This window comes from Geobacillus sp. ZGt-1, from assembly GCF_001026865.1.
Classification (GTDB): Bacteria; Bacillota; Bacilli; order Bacillales; family Anoxybacillaceae; genus Geobacillus; species Geobacillus thermoleovorans.
In genome coordinates, this window is sequence record NZ_LDPD01000013.1 from 275,595 (window position 1) to 294,443 (window position 18,849).

Annotated in this window: 17 protein-coding genes and 2 pseudogenes; all 19 read left to right on the forward strand. The window is 52.5% G+C overall.

What is annotated here, in order from left to right:
- Positions 1-38: 38 nt before the first annotated feature.
- On the forward strand, positions 39-755 hold the full coding sequence (ymfI, locus tag VU18_RS05600) for an elongation factor P 5-aminopentanone reductase (RefSeq protein WP_021322287.1): 717 nt from the start codon (positions 39-41) through the stop codon (positions 753-755).
- A gap of 62 nt (positions 756-817) precedes the next feature.
- Positions 818-1,066, forward strand: coding sequence for a DUF3243 domain-containing protein (locus VU18_RS05605; RefSeq protein ID WP_011230790.1), 249 nt, complete (start codon positions 818-820; stop codon positions 1,064-1,066).
- A 131-nt stretch (positions 1,067-1,197) separates the two neighbouring features.
- A complete protein-coding gene (locus VU18_RS05610; RefSeq protein WP_011230791.1) occupies positions 1,198-1,989 on the forward strand; it encodes a DUF3388 domain-containing protein in 792 nt (263 codons plus the stop codon).
- Positions 1,990-2,015: 26 nt separating this feature from the next.
- Positions 2,016-2,909 carry a RodZ domain-containing protein gene (locus VU18_RS05615; protein ID WP_011230792.1) on the forward strand — a complete coding sequence of 298 codons (894 nt, stop codon included), beginning with the start codon at positions 2,016-2,018 and terminating at the stop codon, positions 2,907-2,909.
- A gap of 80 nt (positions 2,910-2,989) precedes the next feature.
- Positions 2,990-3,568 (forward strand): CDP-diacylglycerol--glycerol-3-phosphate 3-phosphatidyltransferase, encoded by a 579-nt coding sequence (pgsA, locus tag VU18_RS05620; RefSeq protein ID WP_011230793.1) that lies wholly within the window; start codon positions 2,990-2,992, stop codon positions 3,566-3,568.
- 27 nt (positions 3,569-3,595) lie between these two features.
- The gene (locus VU18_RS05625; protein WP_011230794.1) at positions 3,596-4,840 is read left to right on the forward strand and encodes a competence/damage-inducible protein A; all 1,245 of its coding nucleotides are present in this window, start codon (positions 3,596-3,598) and stop codon (positions 4,838-4,840) included.
- Between the two features lie 177 nt (positions 4,841-5,017).
- Positions 5,018-5,305, forward strand: a pseudogene (locus VU18_RS05630) (DNA recombination/repair protein RecA); the annotation flags it as partial.
- An 836-nt stretch (positions 5,306-6,141) separates the two neighbouring features.
- Complete coding sequence (gene ltrA / locus VU18_RS05635; RefSeq protein ID WP_020278219.1) at positions 6,142-7,956, forward strand: group II intron reverse transcriptase/maturase; 1,815 nt, start codon at positions 6,142-6,144, stop codon at positions 7,954-7,956.
- Between the two features lie 72 nt (positions 7,957-8,028).
- Positions 8,029-8,844: a recombinase RecA gene (gene recA, locus VU18_RS05640; RefSeq protein WP_021322290.1), complete on the forward strand. Its 816-nt coding sequence runs from the start codon at positions 8,029-8,031 to the stop codon at positions 8,842-8,844.
- Positions 8,845-9,219: 375 nt separating this feature from the next.
- Positions 9,220-9,959, forward strand: a 740-nt coding sequence (locus VU18_RS19415) for an Rnase Y domain-containing protein (RefSeq protein WP_236687298.1), incomplete at its 3' end; no start/stop codon positions are given.
- Between the two features lie 2 nt (positions 9,960-9,961).
- Positions 9,962-10,776: pseudogene (rny, locus tag VU18_RS19420) on the forward strand (ribonuclease Y); the annotation flags it as partial.
- Positions 10,777-10,877: 101 nt separating this feature from the next.
- Complete coding sequence (locus tag VU18_RS05650) at positions 10,878-11,672, forward strand: TIGR00282 family metallophosphoesterase (RefSeq protein ID WP_011230798.1); 795 nt, start codon at positions 10,878-10,880, stop codon at positions 11,670-11,672.
- 128 nt (positions 11,673-11,800) lie between these two features.
- Positions 11,801-12,061 (forward strand): stage V sporulation protein SpoVS, encoded by a 261-nt coding sequence (spoVS, locus tag VU18_RS05655; protein WP_003251598.1) that lies wholly within the window; start codon positions 11,801-11,803, stop codon positions 12,059-12,061.
- 92 nt (positions 12,062-12,153) lie between these two features.
- On the forward strand, positions 12,154-13,077 hold the full coding sequence (locus tag VU18_RS05660) for a dipeptidase (protein WP_014195492.1): 924 nt from the start codon (positions 12,154-12,156) through the stop codon (positions 13,075-13,077).
- A gap of 155 nt (positions 13,078-13,232) precedes the next feature.
- On the forward strand, positions 13,233-15,005 hold the full coding sequence (locus tag VU18_RS05665) for a 2-oxoacid:acceptor oxidoreductase subunit alpha (protein ID WP_011230800.1): 1,773 nt from the start codon (positions 13,233-13,235) through the stop codon (positions 15,003-15,005).
- On the forward strand, positions 14,972-15,838 hold the full coding sequence (locus tag VU18_RS05670) for a 2-oxoacid:ferredoxin oxidoreductase subunit beta (RefSeq protein WP_011230801.1): 867 nt from the start codon (positions 14,972-14,974) through the stop codon (positions 15,836-15,838). Before VU18_RS05665 ends, VU18_RS05670 begins: the two co-directional genes overlap by 34 nt.
- A gap of 228 nt (positions 15,839-16,066) precedes the next feature.
- Positions 16,067-17,662: a tRNA (N6-isopentenyl adenosine(37)-C2)-methylthiotransferase MiaB gene (gene miaB / locus VU18_RS05675; RefSeq protein WP_011230802.1), complete on the forward strand. Its 1,596-nt coding sequence runs from the start codon at positions 16,067-16,069 to the stop codon at positions 17,660-17,662.
- Positions 17,640-18,071: a RicAFT regulatory complex protein RicA family protein gene (locus VU18_RS05680; RefSeq protein ID WP_011230803.1), complete on the forward strand. Its 432-nt coding sequence runs from the start codon at positions 17,640-17,642 to the stop codon at positions 18,069-18,071. Before miaB ends, VU18_RS05680 begins: the two co-directional genes overlap by 23 nt.
- 223 nt (positions 18,072-18,294) lie before the next feature.
- Positions 18,295-18,843 carry an outer spore coat protein CotE gene (locus VU18_RS05685; protein ID WP_011230804.1) on the forward strand — a complete coding sequence of 183 codons (549 nt, stop codon included), beginning with the start codon at positions 18,295-18,297 and terminating at the stop codon, positions 18,841-18,843.
- Positions 18,844-18,849 lie beyond the last annotated feature (6 nt).

Here is an 18,849-nt window from a genome sequence, read left to right on the forward strand (position 1 = left end):
AGGATGCTTTTTTGCGGCAAAAAGGAGAGGATGGTTTCATGCGCTACGCCTTGATCACTGGAGCCTCTGGAGGCATCGGACAAAGCATCGCTCGTGTGCTCGCTCGGGAGGGGTACGGACTTTTTCTCCATTACTATCGGCGACGGGCGCCTGTTGAAGCGCTGAAAGAAGAGCTTAACGATGTGCATATTGTGCCGATTGAGGCCGATTTGTCGGCACTGGATGGGGTGGAAAAGCTCGTTTCGCAAATCGATCGCCCGGTTGATGCCATCGTTTACAACAGCGGTGCAAGCTATTACGGATTGTTGACCGACATGAACGATGAATTAATCGAGCGGATGGTGCGGCTTCACATGACAAGCCCGGCGTTGCTCATCAAAAGGCTGACCCCATCAATGGTGGCGAGAAAGCGCGGTCATATTGTGTTCATTTCCTCGATTTGGGGATTGTGCGGCGCTTCATGCGAGGCGGTGTACTCGATGACAAAGGGAGGGCAGAACGCGTTTGCCAAGGCGCTGGCCAAGGAGCTTGCCCCAAGCGGCATTCGCGTCAACGCTGTTGCACCGGGGGCGATTGATACCGATATGCTGCGGGTGTTTCGTCCTGAGGAGCTGGAAGCGCTCACTGACGAAATTCCAGCCGGCCGGCTCGGCACCCCGGATGAGGTGGCGGAAACGGTGGCGTTTTTGCTGTCTGATGCCGCTTCGTATATCACCGGCCAAGTCATTTCCGTCAACGGCGGCTGGTATTGTTGAACGTATATTTTCCGGTTCGGCAGGCAAACTATCCTTGAAACATTCAACAAGGAGGGATTGACATGTCGGTACTGGATAACTTTGAACAATGGAAAGACTTTTTGGCGGAACGTTTAGAACAAGCGCAACAGCAAGGATTGACTCAGCAAGTGATCACAGATGTCGCTTACCAAATCGGGGATTATTTGGCGAAACACGTCGACCCGAAAAACCCAGAAGAACGGGTGCTCGCTGATCTTTGGAGCGTTGCGGATGAAAAAGAGCAGCACGCCCTTGCCAACATGATGGTCAAGCTGGTCCAACAAAAATAATCACCCGGTAAAAGAGAGGGGCCTCCCTCTCTTTTTTCTTCCTCCTTTTCGGTTGCTTTTCCATTTATAATTATAGTAGTATGAACTTAGCATAAGGCGTTCGTGCGGACACCGGCAAGGGAGGAGACGGGATGGGCAAGCAGGAATGGTATTTGGAATATGAAATTCATGTCAACCGCCCGGGGTTGCTCGGCGACGTTGCTTCGCTGCTCGGTATGTTGTCCATTAACATCGTGACGATCAACGGTGTCCGGGATTCGCGCCGCGGCATGTTGCTTTTGTGCGACAATAACGAGCAAATTGAACGGTTGGCGACGATCTTGCGGACGATGGACAACATTACGGTGACGAAGCTGCGCCAGCCGAAGCTGCTCGACCGCCTCGCCGTCCGCCACGGCCGTTATATCCAGCGCGATGCCGATGACAAAAAAACGTTCCGCTTCGTCCGTGATGAACTTGGACTGCTTGTCGATTTTATGGCGGAACTTTTTAAAGAAAAAGGGCATAAGCTCATCGGCATCCGCGGGATGCCGCGCGTCGGCAAGACAGAGTCGATCGTCGCCGCCAGCGTGTGCGCCAACAAACGATGGCTGTTTGTTTCATCGACGCTGATTAAACAGACGGTTCGCACGCAGTTGATGGAAGATGAGTATAGCGAGGACAACATTTTCATTATCGACGGCATCGTCTCAACGCGCCGCGGGAACGAGCAGCACTGGCAGCTCATCCGTGAGCTCATGCGCCTTGAGGCGACGAAAGTCGTCGAGCATCCGGACATGTTTGTTCGCCATACGGAATACACGCTCGATGATTTTGATTATATTATTGAGCTGCGCCATGAACCGGACGAAGATATTTCCTACGAAGCGATTGACCGCCCGTCATTGTTGGGCGATGACGGATTTTCCGAATTTGGGTTTTAATTTAAAAAAGTGGAAGGTGTTGGCCGTTGACGGAACTAGGAAAACGTTTGCGGGAAGCACGGGAAGAAAAAAATATGAGTTTGGACGAGCTGCAGGAGATGACGAAAATTCAAAAGCGGTATTTGATCGGCATCGAAGAAGGCAACTATGCCATCATGCCTGGAAATTTTTATGTGCGTGCCTTCATCCGGCAATATGCTGAAGCGGTCGGACTTGATCCGGATGAGCTGTTTGAACAGTATAAACAGGACATTCCCCAGTCTTATCAAGATGACATTCCGCAGACGCTGTCGCGCGTGAAGACGCGCCAGCAACTGTCTGCCGAGGGGGCGAAATGGCTCGATTGGCTGCCGAAAGTGATTGTCGCGGCGGTCGTCATCGGGGCGGCTGTCCTCGTTTGGGTGCTGCTCCAGCACGGCGCCGCAAATGAGCCGCCGACAAAGACAAGCCCAAAAACAGCGGAGGTCGAAAAGCCGAAACATTCGCCGCTTGAGCAGGCGAAACAAAAGCAGTCGGCGAAGGAAACGGACGAGAAGGCAACGAATGAAAACGGACAGCAAAATGAACAGCCAGCGCCGACTGGCGAAGAAGAACAGCCGGCTGCGGCGATGAATGTGACGGAAAAGCGCGGCAACACGGCGACGATTGAAGTCGCCAGCTCCGGCGCGTTTTCCATCGAGCTTTCATCCAAAGGAACGTCATGGGTCGAAGTATACAATACGAAAGGCCATACGTTTTACCGCGGCAACTTGACAAGCGGGCAGACGAAAACGTTCGATCTGTCGGCCGAAAGCGAAGTATGGGTGAAAATCGGGCGTACGCTGGACGTCGACATGAAGGTAAACGGCCAGCCGTTTGCCTATCCGTTTGCCCCGAAAGAGGAAGTATACCAAAAGCTGCATTTCGTGTTGAAGAAATGATGGAACAGGGCGCTTTTCCGCAGGAAGGCGCCTGCTTTTCGCACGGACTGAACTATGTTGAATGAGCGGAGGTATTTGTGGTGAACTTGCCGAATAAAATTACGGTAGCGCGCATTATGCTCATCCCGTTTTTCTTGATCGTGATGCTTGTTCCGTTCGGGTGGGGAAGCATCCAAATCGGCGGGACAGAGCTTCCGGTTGCCCATCTTGCCGGCGCGCTCATTTTCATCATCGCCTCAGCGACGGACTGGATCGATGGCTACTATGCCCGCAAATACGGGTTGGTGACGAATTTAGGAAAATTTTTAGATCCGCTTGCCGATAAATTGCTTGTGTCGGCGGCGCTTATCGTGCTTGTCGAGCTCGGGGCCGTTCCGGCGTGGATGGTGATTGTCATCATCAGCCGCGAGTTTGCCGTCACCGGCTTGCGGCTCGTGCTTGCCGGCGAGGGGGAAGTCGTCGCTGCCAACATGCTTGGCAAAATCAAGACATGGACGCAAATTGTCGCCATTTCCGCTTTATTGTTACATAACTTCCCATTCTCGCTCATTTCGTTTCCGTTCGCTGAATTGGCGCTGTGGGTGGCGGTCATTTTCACGATTTGGTCTGGCTGGGATTATTTTGCGAAAAACAGACATGCGTTTTCCCATTCGAAATAGCCGGCCACAAAGGGGGAGAAAAGTCTGTTGAACGCGGAGATCATTGCCGTTGGCTCTGAGCTGTTGCTTGGGCAAATCGCCAATACGAACGCCCAGTTTTTGTCGCAGCAGCTGGCGATGCTTGGCATTAACGTCTATTTCCATACCGTCGTCGGCGACAACGCCGGCCGCCTTGAGCAGGCGGTGAAAACGGCGCAAACGAGAGCGAACCTCATCATTTTCACCGGCGGCCTCGGCCCGACGAAAGACGATTTGACGAAGGAGACGATCGCCCGTTTGCTTGGCCGCCGGCTCGTGATCGACGAGGAAGCGCTCCGAGCGATTGAGGTGTATTTTGCCCGCACAAACCGGCCGATGACAGAAAACAATAAAAAGCAGGCGCTCGTCTTGGAAGGATCGACGGTGCTGAAAAACGAGCACGGCATGGCGCCAGGGATGGCGCTTGTGGCAGACGGCATTACGTACATGCTGCTGCCCGGGCCGCCGAAAGAAATGCGGCCGATGTTCAAAAAATACGGAAACGCCTTTTTGCGCCGTACGTTTTCGCTTTCCGAGCGCATCGAGTCGCGCGTGCTCCGCTTTTTTGGCATCGGTGAATCAGCGCTCGAGACGGCGATTGCGGATTTGATCGACGCCCAGTCGAATCCGACGATCGCGCCGCTGGCCGGCGACGGTGAAGTGACGCTTCGTCTGACAGCGAAGCATCAGGATGAGGCGGAGGCGAAGCGGCTTCTTGACGAAGTGGAATCGGCCATTTTGGCGCGCGTCGGCCGCCACTGCTACGGATATAACGATGAAACGTTGTTTACAAAGACGCTCGAGCGGTTAAAAGAAAGAGGATGGACGATCGCGTCGGCCGAAAGTTTGACCGGCGGCCTTTTCCTCGAACAGCTCACCGCCCTCCCCGGCGCGTCGCAAGTCGTGCAGGGCGGTGTCGTCTGCTACACAAACGGCGTCAAAGAACAGGTGCTTGGCATACCGCGCCCGCTGCTTGAGGCAGAAGGGGCGGTGAGCGAGCCGTGCGCCCGTTTGCTTGCTGAAAACGTCCGCGCGATGTGCGATGCGGATATCGGCATCAGCTTCACCGGCGTCGCCGGACCCGATCCGCTTGAGGGCCACCCGCCCGGCACCGTGTATATCGGCATCGCCGTCCGCGGGCGCGATGCGACTGTCCACCGTCTGATGCTGTCCGGCACGCGTGATGCCATTCGCATCCGCACCGCCAAATACGGCTGTTTTTTTCTGCTTGAGATGCTCGCGGCCGACTGCTGATCGGCCGCCCCCTTCCTTGAACATTCTCCACCGCACATCGTTTTTTCCACCGCATGAGTATGGCGATTGTTGCTAGTTTCTCCACCGAAAAAACGAATGGACGTTCGTTTTTTGCTTGGCAATGGCCGCAAAACGCGGTATAGTATAAGTAGTCCTAGAATAAGGAGGAGTAGGTTAGTGAACCAAGATCGTCAAGCTGCATTGGAGCAGGCATTAAAACAAATTGAACGACAGTTTGGCAAGGGGGCCATCATGAAGCTCGGCGAGCAAGTCGACCGCAAAGTGTCGGTCGTGCCGAGCGGTTCGCTGGCGCTCGACATCGCGTTAGGAGTCGGCGGCTATCCGCGCGGGCGGATTGTGGAAATTTACGGCCCGGAATCGTCCGGGAAAACGACCGTTGCCCTTCACGCGATCGCGGAAGTGCAAAAGCGGGGCGGGCAAGCAGCTTTCATCGACGCAGAGCACGGTGCGACCTGTTGCTGACTGAAGTATGGCGGAAACGCCGTGCGAAAAGTCAGCGGGACTGAGCATGAGTAGGTCCTAACTGCATCACCGAGAGCTCGGTGAAAATCCGAGACGGGAATGAAGGTTGGCATTCCCGCCCTAATACCCCGACGTGCGGTCATGGTGCGCAACATGGCTGTACGAAGCTCGGAGAGGACGGCGAAAAGCAGACCTGAGAAGCGGTTAGCGAAGTAGCCGGGGGTCCATAAAGCTCCTATGGCTAGAGAACGCATAGCGTTGGAACGAACCACCGGAAGTACGGCTCGTAAGGCGTGGGGCGCCGAAAAAAGAAGGCGCTCACCTCCTAAGTGAGGTTCAGCCCTGGATGAGGTATTCGTGTTTGCCGAGTCTGGATTGATCCCGTAGAGGATCTTTGCCTTGAGCCCTCCAACCATGGGCAGAAAGGCGGCTGACGGGTCAGAGGTGGAGCCTAAGGGAGCATGCAAGGATAGGTGATGCGGTACAGGTGAACCACCCCAGCGGATGCCAAGGGATGCGCATCCCGATGCCGCTAAGCAGGAGGAAATGACTGCTGAAGGGGTGGGGCAGCAGCCCGTAGTAGTGATGAAGCAGGGTAACTCCTGCGGAGCGAAGGGGCATAGTCGAGTACCCTAGGTTACTAACCCAGACAATGATTAGGAAGCCGTGAGGAAATCCGTAAGGGTTTCGGTGAGCAAAACTGACTAAAAACGTGTATGGTACAAATCCGCTAGAAAGGATTTGATACTATCAACCAAACGTTTCAAGAACTAATCATTCCTAGGTCGGAGCAGGAATTCCGCGACCTACAAGACAAGATGTACGCCATTACAAAGGAATGTCTGGAAAAAGGTGATGTTCCAAGATTTAAGGGATTGGTCGAAATAGCAAGCAGCGATGTCGTGATCGTATCCGCCATTCACAAAATCAAATCAAACCAAGGAAATAGTACAGCGGGTACAGATGGGAAAACCATCAGCGACATACTAACGCTGAACTATGACGAAGCGATAAACTTCGTTAAAAGATGCTTTAAGAAATATACACCTAACCCGATCAGAAGGGTCCATATCCCAAAACCCGGGAAAAAGGAAAAGAGACCTTTAGGCATTCTGACGATCGCAGACCGAATAATCCAAGAATGTGTGAGGATGGTCATTGAACCAATTCTTGAAGCACAATTTTTTCAACACTCATATGGGTTCAGACCCTACCGAGACGCAAAACAAGCCATCGAAAGATGTGTATTTATATGTAACCGAATAGGGTACAATTGGGTGATAGAGGGAGATATAAAAGGTTTCTTCGATAACGTGAACCACACTATCCTGATCAAGCAGCTTTGGCACATGGGTATACGTGATAGACGAATGCTCATGATTATCAAAGCCATGCTGAAAGCAGGAGTTATAAAAGAAACCAAGATAAATGAAATGGGCACGCCACAAGGTGGAATTATCTCCCCACTATTAGCCAATGTGTATCTTCATAAACTCGACCAATGGATAACAAGAGAATGGGAAGAGAAGAAAATGCGAAATGGTACAACCATTCGCACGGCAAAATACAAGTCCCTCCGAGATCACTCAACAATAACCAAACCAGAGTTCTACGTAAGATACGCAGACGACTGGGTACTGTTCACCAATAGCAGGGGGAATGCCGAAAAATGGAAATATCGAATCAAGAAATATCTAAAAGAAAACCTTAAACTTGAACTATCCGATGACAAAACACTCATAACCAACATTAAGAAGAAACCAATGAAATTCCTAGGTTTCAAAATTAAAATGATACCACACGGTAAAGGTGGAAAATACATCGGATACGCGAGTGCAGACACGGAAAAAATTAAAGGGAAAGTTGAACAGATCAGGAAAGATCTGCGTAAACTAAAATTCGCCACGAATCAAGAATGGCTTATAACGGACATCAACCGAATTAACAGTAAAATTAGAGGTATCATTAATTATTACTCAAGTGCTCCTAGCGTCAACAGAGATGTAAGGCCATTTAAGGAAAAACTTAAATATGCGTCCTACAAAGCACTAAAGAGATATGGAGCGAAATGGATACCTGCTAATCAATGCTACAACTTAGCACCCCTGTACCCAGATAGAACAGAACAAGTGCCTGCAATCAAAATAAATGGAAGATGGCTTGGTATAATGAGTATTGGGTTCGCAACTTGGATTAAAACAAACCAGAAAAATCAGAAGGAAACACCATACACAGCGGAAGGAAGAAGAATTAGGCTTCAAAACACGGGTAAGAAGCCGCTGACCGTAAGAGCACAATGGTTATTAGACAGTGGTTACCTAAACCTAATTCAAGGAGTTAAGTCTAGTAAAATTTACAACTTCGAATTCTTCATGAATCGGTGTTATGCGTTTAACAGAGATAAAGGAAAATGTAAAATATGTGGTGACATTCTGCAGCCATTTAACACTAGAACCCACCATATCAATACGAAACTTCCGCTGAACGAAATTAATAAGGTAAGCAATCTCGTAACGGTCTGCGACAAATGTCATACATTGATCCATTTAAAGGATCTAAGTGATGTCAACCTCAGTCGCTTAAAAACAAACGCAATAAGGAAACTCGAGGAATACAGAAAGTGCGTACACTAGTAAAGTCTAGAGCGGATTAGTAACCGGGGTACTCGATGGAACGCCGTGTGCGGGGAAACTCGCACGCACGGTGTGAAGCGGGGGAAAATAGCCCCTCCGGGTAATGCCGAGGGTGACTATTACCTATCGCTATCGCTCGACCCCATCTATGCACAAAAATTAGGGGTCAATATCGATGAATTGCTGCTTTCCCAGCCTGACACGGGCGAGCAGGCGCTCGAAATCGCGGAAGCGCTCGTGCGAAGCGGCGCGGTCGATATTATCGTCATCGACTCGGTGGCGGCGCTTGTGCCGAAAGCGGAAATTGAAGGGGAGATGGGCGACGCCCATGTCGGCTTGCAAGCGCGGCTTATGTCCCAGGCGCTTCGCAAGCTGTCTGGCGCCATTAACAAATCGAAAACGATCGCCATCTTCATCAACCAAATTCGCGAAAAAGTCGGCGTCATGTTTGGCAATCCGGAAACGACGCCGGGCGGGCGGGCGCTCAAGTTTTACGCTTCCGTCCGCCTAGAGGTGCGCCGCGCCGAGCAAATTAAGCAAGGCAATGATATGGTCGGCAACAAGACGAAAATTAAAGTCGTCAAAAACAAAGTTGCGCCGCCATTTAAAACGGCTGACGTCGACATTATGTACGGCGAAGGCATTTCCCGCGAAGGGGAAATTCTCGACATGGCGTCCGAATTGGACATCGTGCAAAAAAGCGGTTCGTGGTATTCGTACAAAGACGAGCGGCTTGGCCAAGGGCGGGAAAACGCGAAGCAATTTTTGAAGGAAAACCCGCACATCGCCGATGAGATCGCCCGCGCCATCCGCCAGCATTACGGCATCGACGTTGAAGAGGGAACGAGCGAACCGCAGCAAGACGGGTTCGGATTGCTTGAAGAATAACGGGACAAGGCGTCCTGGCAAGCTGCCGGGGCGCCTTTTTCCATCCGTTCGGCCTGCCAAGGAGAGCGATAAGCCTAAAAAAGGACGGCGTGCGGAACGGTCTTGTTCCGTTGTCATCCTCTAGGCGCGTCGGTGTAATATCTTGACAATTCCTATTGCCGCCTTTACAATGAACATGTATATTTGTCCATACGCGCGGCAGGGCCATACGCCCGCCCGCTGCGGCGGACCGCCTTCGTGCGGAAGGCTGCGCGGGTCGATTGTGATGCCAAGCGACTGAGCTAATGGATTGAAAACGGGAATGTCCATCTGCGCCGGTCATGGCGGTGAGAAGAGAGAGCGAAAGGAAACCGAACAGCAAGAGGAGGTGAAACGATGGGTTCGATCATCATCTCCGCTTTGCTTGCCTTAGTCATTGGTGCCGTTGTTGGCTTTTTTGTTCGCAAATCGATTGCCGAAGCGAAAATCGGCGGGGCGAAAGCCGCTGCCGAACAGCTGATTGAGGAGGCGAAACGCGAGGCGGACGCCTTGAAAAAAGAGGCGCTTCTCGAAGCGAAAGACGAGATTCATAAACTGCGTACGGAGGCGGAGCGTGATATCCGCGACCGGAGAAGCGAGCTCCAAAAACAAGAAAACCGCCTGATGCAAAAGGAGGAAAATCTCGACCGCAAAGATGAAGCGCTCAACAAACGTGAGGCGTTGCTTGAGGCAAAGGAAGAAGCGTTGAACGAAAGACAACAGCATATTGAACAAATGGAAAGCAAAGTGGAAGCGCTCGTCAAACAACAACAAGCCGAACTTGAACGCATTTCCGGCCTGACGCGCGACGATGCCCGCCAGCTCATTTTAGAGCGCGTCGAGAAAGAGCTGTCGCATGAGATTGCGATGATGATCAAAGAGGCGGAAACGCGGGCGAAAGAGGAGGCAGACAAACGGGCAAAGGCGATTTTGTCGCTTGCCATCCAACGTTGCGCCGCCGACCATGTCGCCGAAACGACTGTTTCCGTCGTCAATTTGCCAAACGACGAAATGAAAGGGCGGATCATCGGGCGCGAAGGGCGGAACATCCGCACGCTCGAGACGTTGACCGGCATCGATTTGATCATCGACGATACNNCGGAAGCGGTCATTTTGTCCGGATTTGACCCGATTCGCCGCGAGACGGCGCGCATCGCGCTCGATAAGCTTGTGCAAGATGGCCGCATCCATCCAGCGCGCATTGAGGAAATGGTCGAAAAGGCGCGCCGCGAAGTGGATGAGCATATCCGCGAAGTCGGCGAACAGACGACGTTTGAAGTCGGTGTTCACGGCTTGCATCCGGATTTGATCAAAATTTTAGGGCGGCTCAAGTTCCGAACGAGCTACGGACAAAACGTCTTAAAACACTCGGTGGAAGTGGCGTTTTTAGCCGGACTGATGGCGGCCGAGCTTGGGGAGGACGAAATGCTGGCGCGCCGGGCCGGCTTGCTTCATGACATTGGCAAAGCGATCGACCACGAAGTCGAAGGAAGCCATGTGGAAATCGGCGTTGAGCTGGCGACGAAGTATAAAGAACATCCGGTCGTCATCAACAGCATCGCTTCCCACCATGGCGATACGGAACCGACGTCGGTCATCGCTGTGCTCGTCGCGGCGGCCGATGCGCTGTCGGCGGCGCGGCCGGGAGCGCGCAGCGAAACGCTGGAAAACTATATCCGTCGTCTAGAGAAGCTTGAAGAAATCGCCGAATCGTACGAAGGCGTTGAAAAATCGTACGCCATTCAAGCTGGGCGTGAAGTGCGCATTATGGTCAAACCAGATATGATCGACGATTTGGAAGCGCACCGGCTGGCGCGTGACATCCGCAAACGAATCGAAGAAGAGCTCGATTACCCGGGCCATATTAAAGTGACGGTCATCCGCGAAACGCGGGCGGTCGAATACGCGAAATAAAGTGGCTATTGCCACTTTCTTTTTTTGTGCGTAAAATAGGAGGGTATAACGATGCGGAGATGGGCGCAAGGCGATATTTTTCGTTTAGAAAGGGATCAGGGATGAGAATTTTATTTATCGGCGACGTCGTCGGTTTGCCGGGGCAAAAAATGGTGGAGCACTATTTGCCAAGGCTGAAGGAAAAACATCGGCCGGACGTTGTTGTGATCAACGGCGAAAACGCCGCCGGCGGGAAAGGAATCACCGAACCGATTTACCGGGCGCTTCTCGCTTGGGGGGCTCATGTGATCACGTTGGGCAATCACGCATGGGACAAACGCGATATTTTTGAGTTTATCGATCAGGCGAAGGCATTGATTCGCCCGGCGAATTACCCGCCCGGCACGCCGGGAAAAGGCATCGTCTTTGTGCCGACCGAGCATGGCGAAGCGGCGGTCATCAATTTGCAAGGGCGGGCGTTTTTGCCGGCGATTGACTGCCCATTTCAAAAGGCGGACGAGCTGATCGCCGCCGCCTCCGCGCGCACGCCGGTCATCATCGTCGATTTCCATGCCGAGGCGACGAGTGAAAAACAGGCGATGGGCTGGTACTTAGACGGCCGCGTATCCGCGGTCATCGGCACGCATACACACGTCCAGACGGCCGATAACCGCATTTTGCCAAGAGGGACGGCGTACATTACCGACGTTGGCATGACCGGTCCATACGACGGCATTTTAGGCGTCGATCGAGAGGCGGTGCTGCGCAAATTTTTAACCGGGCTGCCAGTTCGTTTCGACGTCAAGGAAGGACGAAGCCAATTGAATGCCGTCTTTGTTGATGTAGACGAAAAAAGCGGACGGGCGTTTCGCATTGAACGGTTGATCATTAACGATGACCACCCTTATTTTGAATAGTCCATCTTTTAAAAATTTTTTAAAATGTCCTCCTCCCATGCAGGAATAGTTGTCGAAACAGTGAATATAGTTACAATGAAGACCTTTTACCGAAATCATTTTCCAAGGAAACGAGGGAGGAGCTAGGAATGGAAATATTAAAAGTTTCAGCAAAATCGAATCCGAACTCTGTAGCTGGTGCACTTGCCGGGGTGTTGCGCGAGCGCGGCGCAGCGGAAATTCAAGCGATCGGCGCAGGTGCATTGAACCAAGCCGTTAAAGCAGTAGCGATCGCACGAGGGTTTGTGGCACCGAGCGGCATGGACTTGATTTGCATTCCGGCGTTTACGGATATTATCATCGACGGAGAAGAGCGGACAGCGATCAAATTGATTGTCGAACCTCGTTAACTGGATGATCAGACAATGGCGGCTATAACCTGTTGGCGCCTTCGGCTGCGAAGGCAGGCAGGTTATTTTTGCTTTTTCAAGGGGGGAACGGAATGATCTTCGATGCACATTGCGATGTGTTGATGAAGTTATGGCAAGATCGGTCTCTGTCGTTTTACGACGGAGCTTCGCTTCACGTCACTCTTTCCGGGATGGCGGAAGCAGGGGTGAAAGTGCAATGCTTTGCCATCTACATACCGGAAACGGTGCCGGAGGAAGCCCGGTTCACTGTTGCGCTGGAGATGGTGGACATCTTCTTTGCCCGCATTATCGATGCGTTTCCGTCTGTGAAGTTCGTGCGGACGAGACGGGATATCGCCGCCCTTAAAAAAGAGGAAGTCGGCGCCATGTTGACGCTGGAAGGGTGCGACGCCATCGGCGTCAACCTTGTCAAGCTAAAGACGCTCCTCCGCCTCGGCGTCGCTTCCGTAGGGTTGACATGGAACTTCCCGAACGCTGTCGCTGACGGAGCGTGGGAGAAGCGCGGCGCCGGGCTGACGGCGTTTGGCCGGCAAGTCGTTGCACTTCTTAATGAAGCAAAACGATGGGTCGATGTGTCCCACTTATCGGAGAAAGCGTTTTGGGATGTCATCGAGATGGCTCGGTTCCCCATCGCTTCCCATTCCAACGTGCATCGTCTATGCCCACATCCACGCAACTTAACCGACGAGCAGATCAAAGCGTTGATCGAAAAAGACGGCATGATCGGCATTAATTTCGTTCCGTATTTTTTGACGGCGAAGAAAAACGAGGCGATGATCGCTGATGTGCTTCGCCATCTCGACCATATATGCGCGCTCGGGGGGGAAAACAACGTCGGGTTTGGCTCCGACTTCGATGGCATCACGGAGACGGTCGCCGGCCTTGGAACGGTAAGGGAATATGCGCGGCTTGTCAACGAGTTGTACAAGCATTACTCCACCGAGCAAGTATCCCGCTTTTTATTCGGCAACTTCTACGCCCATTTGCCGGAGTGACGAATATCACTGAGTATCGGCTCTGCGTATCCTAGAATAGAAGACAGGGCATCCGCGGCGCCGGCTGAAAAAGGCGTTCAAAATGGTAGTTTCCTTGTCAGAAAAGTGGTACAATAGTAGCGAAAGGCTGGAGTGAATATAAAGGGGTGTAATTCATGATCGAACAGCTGTCATGGAAGGTAGGCGGCCAGCAAGGGGAAGGAATTGAAAGTACAGGGGAAATTTTTTCCACAGCGCTGAACCGCCTCGGATATTACTTATATGGATACCGCCATTTTTCTTCACGCATCAAAGGGGGTCATACGAACAACAAAATTCGCGTCAGCACGAAACCGGTGCGGGCGGTCGCTGATGATTTGGACATCTTGGTGGCGTTCGACCAAGAGACAATCGACTTCAACTTCCACGAGCTGCGTGACGGCGGCATCGTCATTGCGGACGCCAAATTCAATCCAGTGATTCCGGAAGGAAAAGGAGTGGCGCTTTACGCCGTTCCGTTCACCGATATCGCTACACAGCTTGGCAATCCGCTGATGAAAAACATGGTTGCCATCGGCGCGACAAGTGCGGTGCTCGATTTGGACGCCGCCGTGTTCGAAAGTGTTGTTGTGGATACATTTGGGCGCAAAGGGGCGCAAGTCGTTGAGAAAAACATGGAAGCGATTCGCGCTGGAGCGCAATATATGAAAGAGCAGCTCGATGGTTCGACGAAAACGATGAAACTAGCCAAAGCCGACGGCAAACGGCGAATGTTCATGATTGGCAACGATGCCATCGCCTTGGGCGCCATTGCCGGCGGGGCGCGCTTTATGGCCGCCTATCCGATCACCCCAGCTTCGGAGATTATGGAGTATTTGATTAAAAAGCTGCCGGATTTTGGGGGCGCGGTCATCCAGACAGAAGATGAAATCGCGGCCTGTACGATGGCGATCGGCGCCAACTATGCGGGCGTGCGGGCGTTCACCGCTTCCGCCGGACCCGGGTTGTCGCTTATGGCCGAAGCGATCGGACTAGCTGGGATGACGGAAACACCGCTTGTTGTGGTTGACACGCAACGAGGCGGTCCAAGCACCGGCTTGCCGACAAAGCAAGAGCAGTCGGATTTGCTCGCGATGATCTATGGCACGCACGGGGAAATTCCCAAAATTGTCATGGCGCCAAGCACGGTCGAAGAAGCGTTTTACGATATGGCGGAAGCGTTCAACTTAGCTGAGGAATACCAATGCCCGGTCATTTTCCTGTCGGATTTGCAGCTGTCGCTCGGCAAGCAGACGGTTGAGCCGCTTGATTACGATCGGATCGAGATCCGCCGCGGCAAGCTGATGAATGGTGAGCTGCCGCCGCTTCCGGACAAAGACAACTTCAAACGGTATGAAATCACGCCGGACGGTGTTTCGCCGCGGGTGCTGCCGGGAACAAAATACGGCATCCACCATGTCACCGGGGTCGAACACGCCGAAACAGGCCGCCCGTCAGAGACGGCGGCAAACCGCCGGGCGCAAATGGAAAAACGGATGCGCAAACTCGAGCACATCCACTTCCCGACGCCGGTGCACAAACAACTCCGCCACGAAGAACCGGATTTGCTCCTTGTTGGCTTTTTATCGACGCGCGGAGCCATTGAAGAAGCGATGGAGCGGCTCGAGCAAGATGGCGTCAAAGTCAACCATGCGCACATCCGTCTGCTTCATCCGTTCCCGGTTGACGACGTGCGGCCGCTTGTCGAGAAAGCGAAACGAGTCGTCGTCGTCGAGCAAAACGCCACCGGGCAGCTGGCGAACTTGTTGAAAATGAACGTCGGGCACGCTGATAAAATCGCCAGCGTCTTAAAATTCGACGGCAATCCGTTCTTGCCGGGCGACGTCTATACTAAATGCAAGGAGTTGTTAGCGCAATGGCCACCTTTAAAGATTTCCGCAATGATGTGAAACCGAACTGGTGTCCGGGGTGCGGCGACTTTTCCGTGCAGGCCGCCATCCAGCGCGCGGCCGCCAATCTCGGGTTGGAGCCGCACGAACTCGCGGTCATTTCCGGGATCGGCTGCTCGGGCCGCATTTCCGGCTACATTCACTCTTACGGCTTTCACGGCACGCACGGCCGCGTTTTGCCGCTGGCGCAAGGAGTGAAAATGGCGAACCGCGATTTGACGGTCATCGCCGCCGGCGGGGATGGCGACGGATTCGCGATCGGCATGGGGCACACGGTTCATGCCATTCGCCGCAACATCGACATCACATACATCGTCATGGACAACCAAATTTACGGGTTGACGAAAGGACAAACATCGCCGCGCAGCGCTGCCGGCTTCCAAACAAAAAGCACGCCGCACGGGTCGATTGAGCCGGCTTTGTCGCCGCTTGAGATCGCGTTAAGCGCCGGAGCGACGTTTGTCGCGCAAGGTTTCTCAAGCGATTTAAAAGAATTGACGAGCTTGATTGAGGAAGGCGTCAAGCATAAAGGCTTTGCGCTCATCAACGTCTTCAGCCCGTGCGTGACGTACAACAAAGTGAATACGTACGAGTGGTTCAAAGAGCGGCTCATCAAGGTGAGCGACATCGAAGGATACGACCCGTCCGACCGGGAGATGGCGATGCAGACGGTCATGAAATACGATGGGCTCGTCACCGGGATCATTTATCAAAACAAAGAACAAAAGTCGTACCAAGAGCTTGTGCCAGGCTACAGCGAGGCGCCGCTTGCCGAGGCGGAGCTGAAAATGAGCAAAGAAAAGTTCGCCGAACTCGTAGCAGAGTTTATGTAAAAATGGAAACAATTTGCACCCGATGGAGGCTTGCCTCATTGGGTGTTTTTTGTTATCATGACATGTTCCGGTCCTCCGGAACAAACCCCATTGTGTTTCCTTGCCGCTCGCGATATACTATGGTAGTGTGTGGTTGGAAGAAATTTGCCGAGGCGAGGCCGGCTGCACAGGAAACGGCGGCCGCTCGTCTCGGATGATCGAATGATTTTGTGAAGAAAGGAGATTGCTATGAACGAAAAACAACGTTTGGAGCAAACGGGACAAATCAAAACCGAAAGCCATCCAGCGGACAGAAAATCCGCCTTGGACCGGCTGAAAGAAAAAACGACGAAAGACTATGAGAAATATTTCACGAGCGTGTTTCTCCCGCCGAATTTAAAAGAGGCGAAGAAACGCGGCAAAGAGGAAGTCAAGTACGTCAAAGACTTTTCGATTCCTGAAGAGTTTCGCGGCATGGGGCGCGGACGGAAGTTTTACATCCGCACGTATGGCTGTCAAATGAACGAGCACGATACGGAAGTGATGGCCGGCATTTTCATGGCGCTCGGCTATGAGCCGACCGACCGTCCGGAAGAGGCAAACGTCATTTTGCTCAACACGTGCGCGATCCGTGAAAACGCGGAAAACAAAGTGTTTGGCGAGCTCGGCTACTTAAAGCCGCTCAAAACGACGAACCCGGACTTATTGCTCGGCGTGTGCGGCTGTATGTCGCAAGAAGAATCGGTTGTCAAGAAAATTTTAAAGCAATACCAATACGTCGACCTTATTTTCGGCACGCACAACATCCATCGCCTGCCGTACATTTTGCATGAGGCGTACATGTCGAAAGAAATGGTCGTCGAAGTATGGTCGAAAGAGGGCGACGTTGTTGAAAACTTGCCGAAAGTGCGCAAAGGGAAGATTAAAGCATGGGTCAACATTATGTACGGCTGTGACAAGTTTTGCACGTACTGCATCGTTCCGTACACGCGCGGCAAAGAGCGAAGCCGCCGTCCGGAAGACATCATCCAAGAAGTGCGCCAGCTCGCCGCCCAAGGCTATAAAGAAATTACGCTCCTTGGGCAAAACGTCAACGCTTACGGAAAAGATTTCACCGACATCCAGTACGGCCTTGGCGATTTAATGGATGAGCTGCGCAAAATTGACATTGCGCGCATCCGCTTCACAACGAGCCATCCGCGCGACTTTGACGACCGGCTCATCGAAGTGCTCGCCAAACGCGGCAACTTGGTTGAGCATATCCATTTGCCGGTGCAATCGGGCAGCACGGAAATTTTAAAAATGATGGGCCGCAAATATACGCGCGAGGAGTACTTGGAGCTCGTTCGCAAAATCAAAGCCGCCATTCCGGATGTCGCGTTGACGACGGATATTATCGTCGGCTTCCCGAACGAGACGGACGAGCAGTTTGAAGAAACGCTGTCGCTTTACCGTGAAGTCGAATTTGACTCGGCCTACACGTTCATCTATTCACCGCGCGAAGGCACGCCGGCGGCGAACATGAAGGACAACGTGCCGATGGAAGTGAAAAAAGAGCGGCTCAAGCGTCTCAACGACCTTGTTCAGGAAATCGCGGCCAAGAAAATGAAGCAATACGAAGGGCAAGTCGTCGAAGTGCTTGTGGAAGGCGAAAGCAAAACGAATCCGGACGTATTGGCGGGTTATACGCGCAAAAACAAGCTCGTCCACTTCGTCGGCCCCAAATCGCTCATTGGCCAATTGGTCAACGTGCGCATTACGCAGGCAAAGACGTGGACGCTGACGGGCGAGCTAGTCAATGAAGCGATCGAGGTGAACGAACATGGCAAAATATACGCGGGATGATATCTTGGCCCAGGCGAAGCAGCTGGCGAAAATGATCGCCGAAACGGAAGAAGTCGACTTTTTCAAACGAGCGGAAGAAAAAATCCACCAAAACGAAAAAGTGCGCACGTTGATCAACGAGCTGAAATCGTTGCAAAAGCAAGCGGTCAACCTTCAGCATTACGGAAAACATGAAGCGCTGAAACAGGTTGAGGCCAAAATTGACGCCATTTACGAAGAGTTGTCGCAAATTCCGATCGTCAGCGAATTCCAGCAGTCCCAATCCGATGTGAACGACCTGCTTCAGCTCGTCGCCTCGACGATTTCGAATACGGTGACCGATGAAATTCTCGCTTCGACGGGCGGCGACGTGCTGCGCGGCGAAACCGGCGCCGCGCTTCGCTACAACAAACACGGCGGCTGCCATTAATGGCATGCGGCTCAAAAGCGTCCTTCGGGGCGCTTTTTTTCTTATGGGCGCGCTCTCCCTTCCCCCAAACCGCGGGCGGCTGCCTGGCGGCAAAAAAGAAGGCACATCGAACGGAGCAGGCGCATACAATGAACTATACGGAATAATGATTCATTTGCTGTGCACATTAGCGGAGATGGCGCATAGGATGAAATGAAGATTCATTTGAGGAGGGTTCCGTTCGATGTCTGAATACAGAGAAATTATTACGAAAGCCGTTGTCGGCAAAGGCCGCAAGTTTACACAATCGACCCATACGGTGACGGCGCCGAACCGCCCGTCAAGCATTCTTGGCTGCTGGATCATCAACCACCGTTATGAAGCGAAAAAATGCGATAAAACGGTCGAAATTCACGGCCATTATGACATCAACGTCTGGTATTCGTACAACCACAATACAAAAACCGAAGTCGTCACCGAAACGGTGTCGTATACGGACGTCGTCAAATTAAAATATCGCGACAAAGATAATTTAATCAGCGATGACACCGATGTCATCGTCCGCGTCATCCAGCAGCCGAACTGCCTCGAATGCACGATTTCGCCAAACGGCAATAAAATCGTTGTCGATGTTGAGCGGGAGTTTGTCGCCGAAGTGATCGGCGAAACGAAGGTGTGCGTTGCCATCAATCCGGAAGGATGCGGCAAGGACGACGATTTTTGCGACGAGGATGACCTTGATGAAGAATTAGAAGATTTAAGCCCAGATTTGCTGCTTGGCGAAGAAGAATAAAACTAG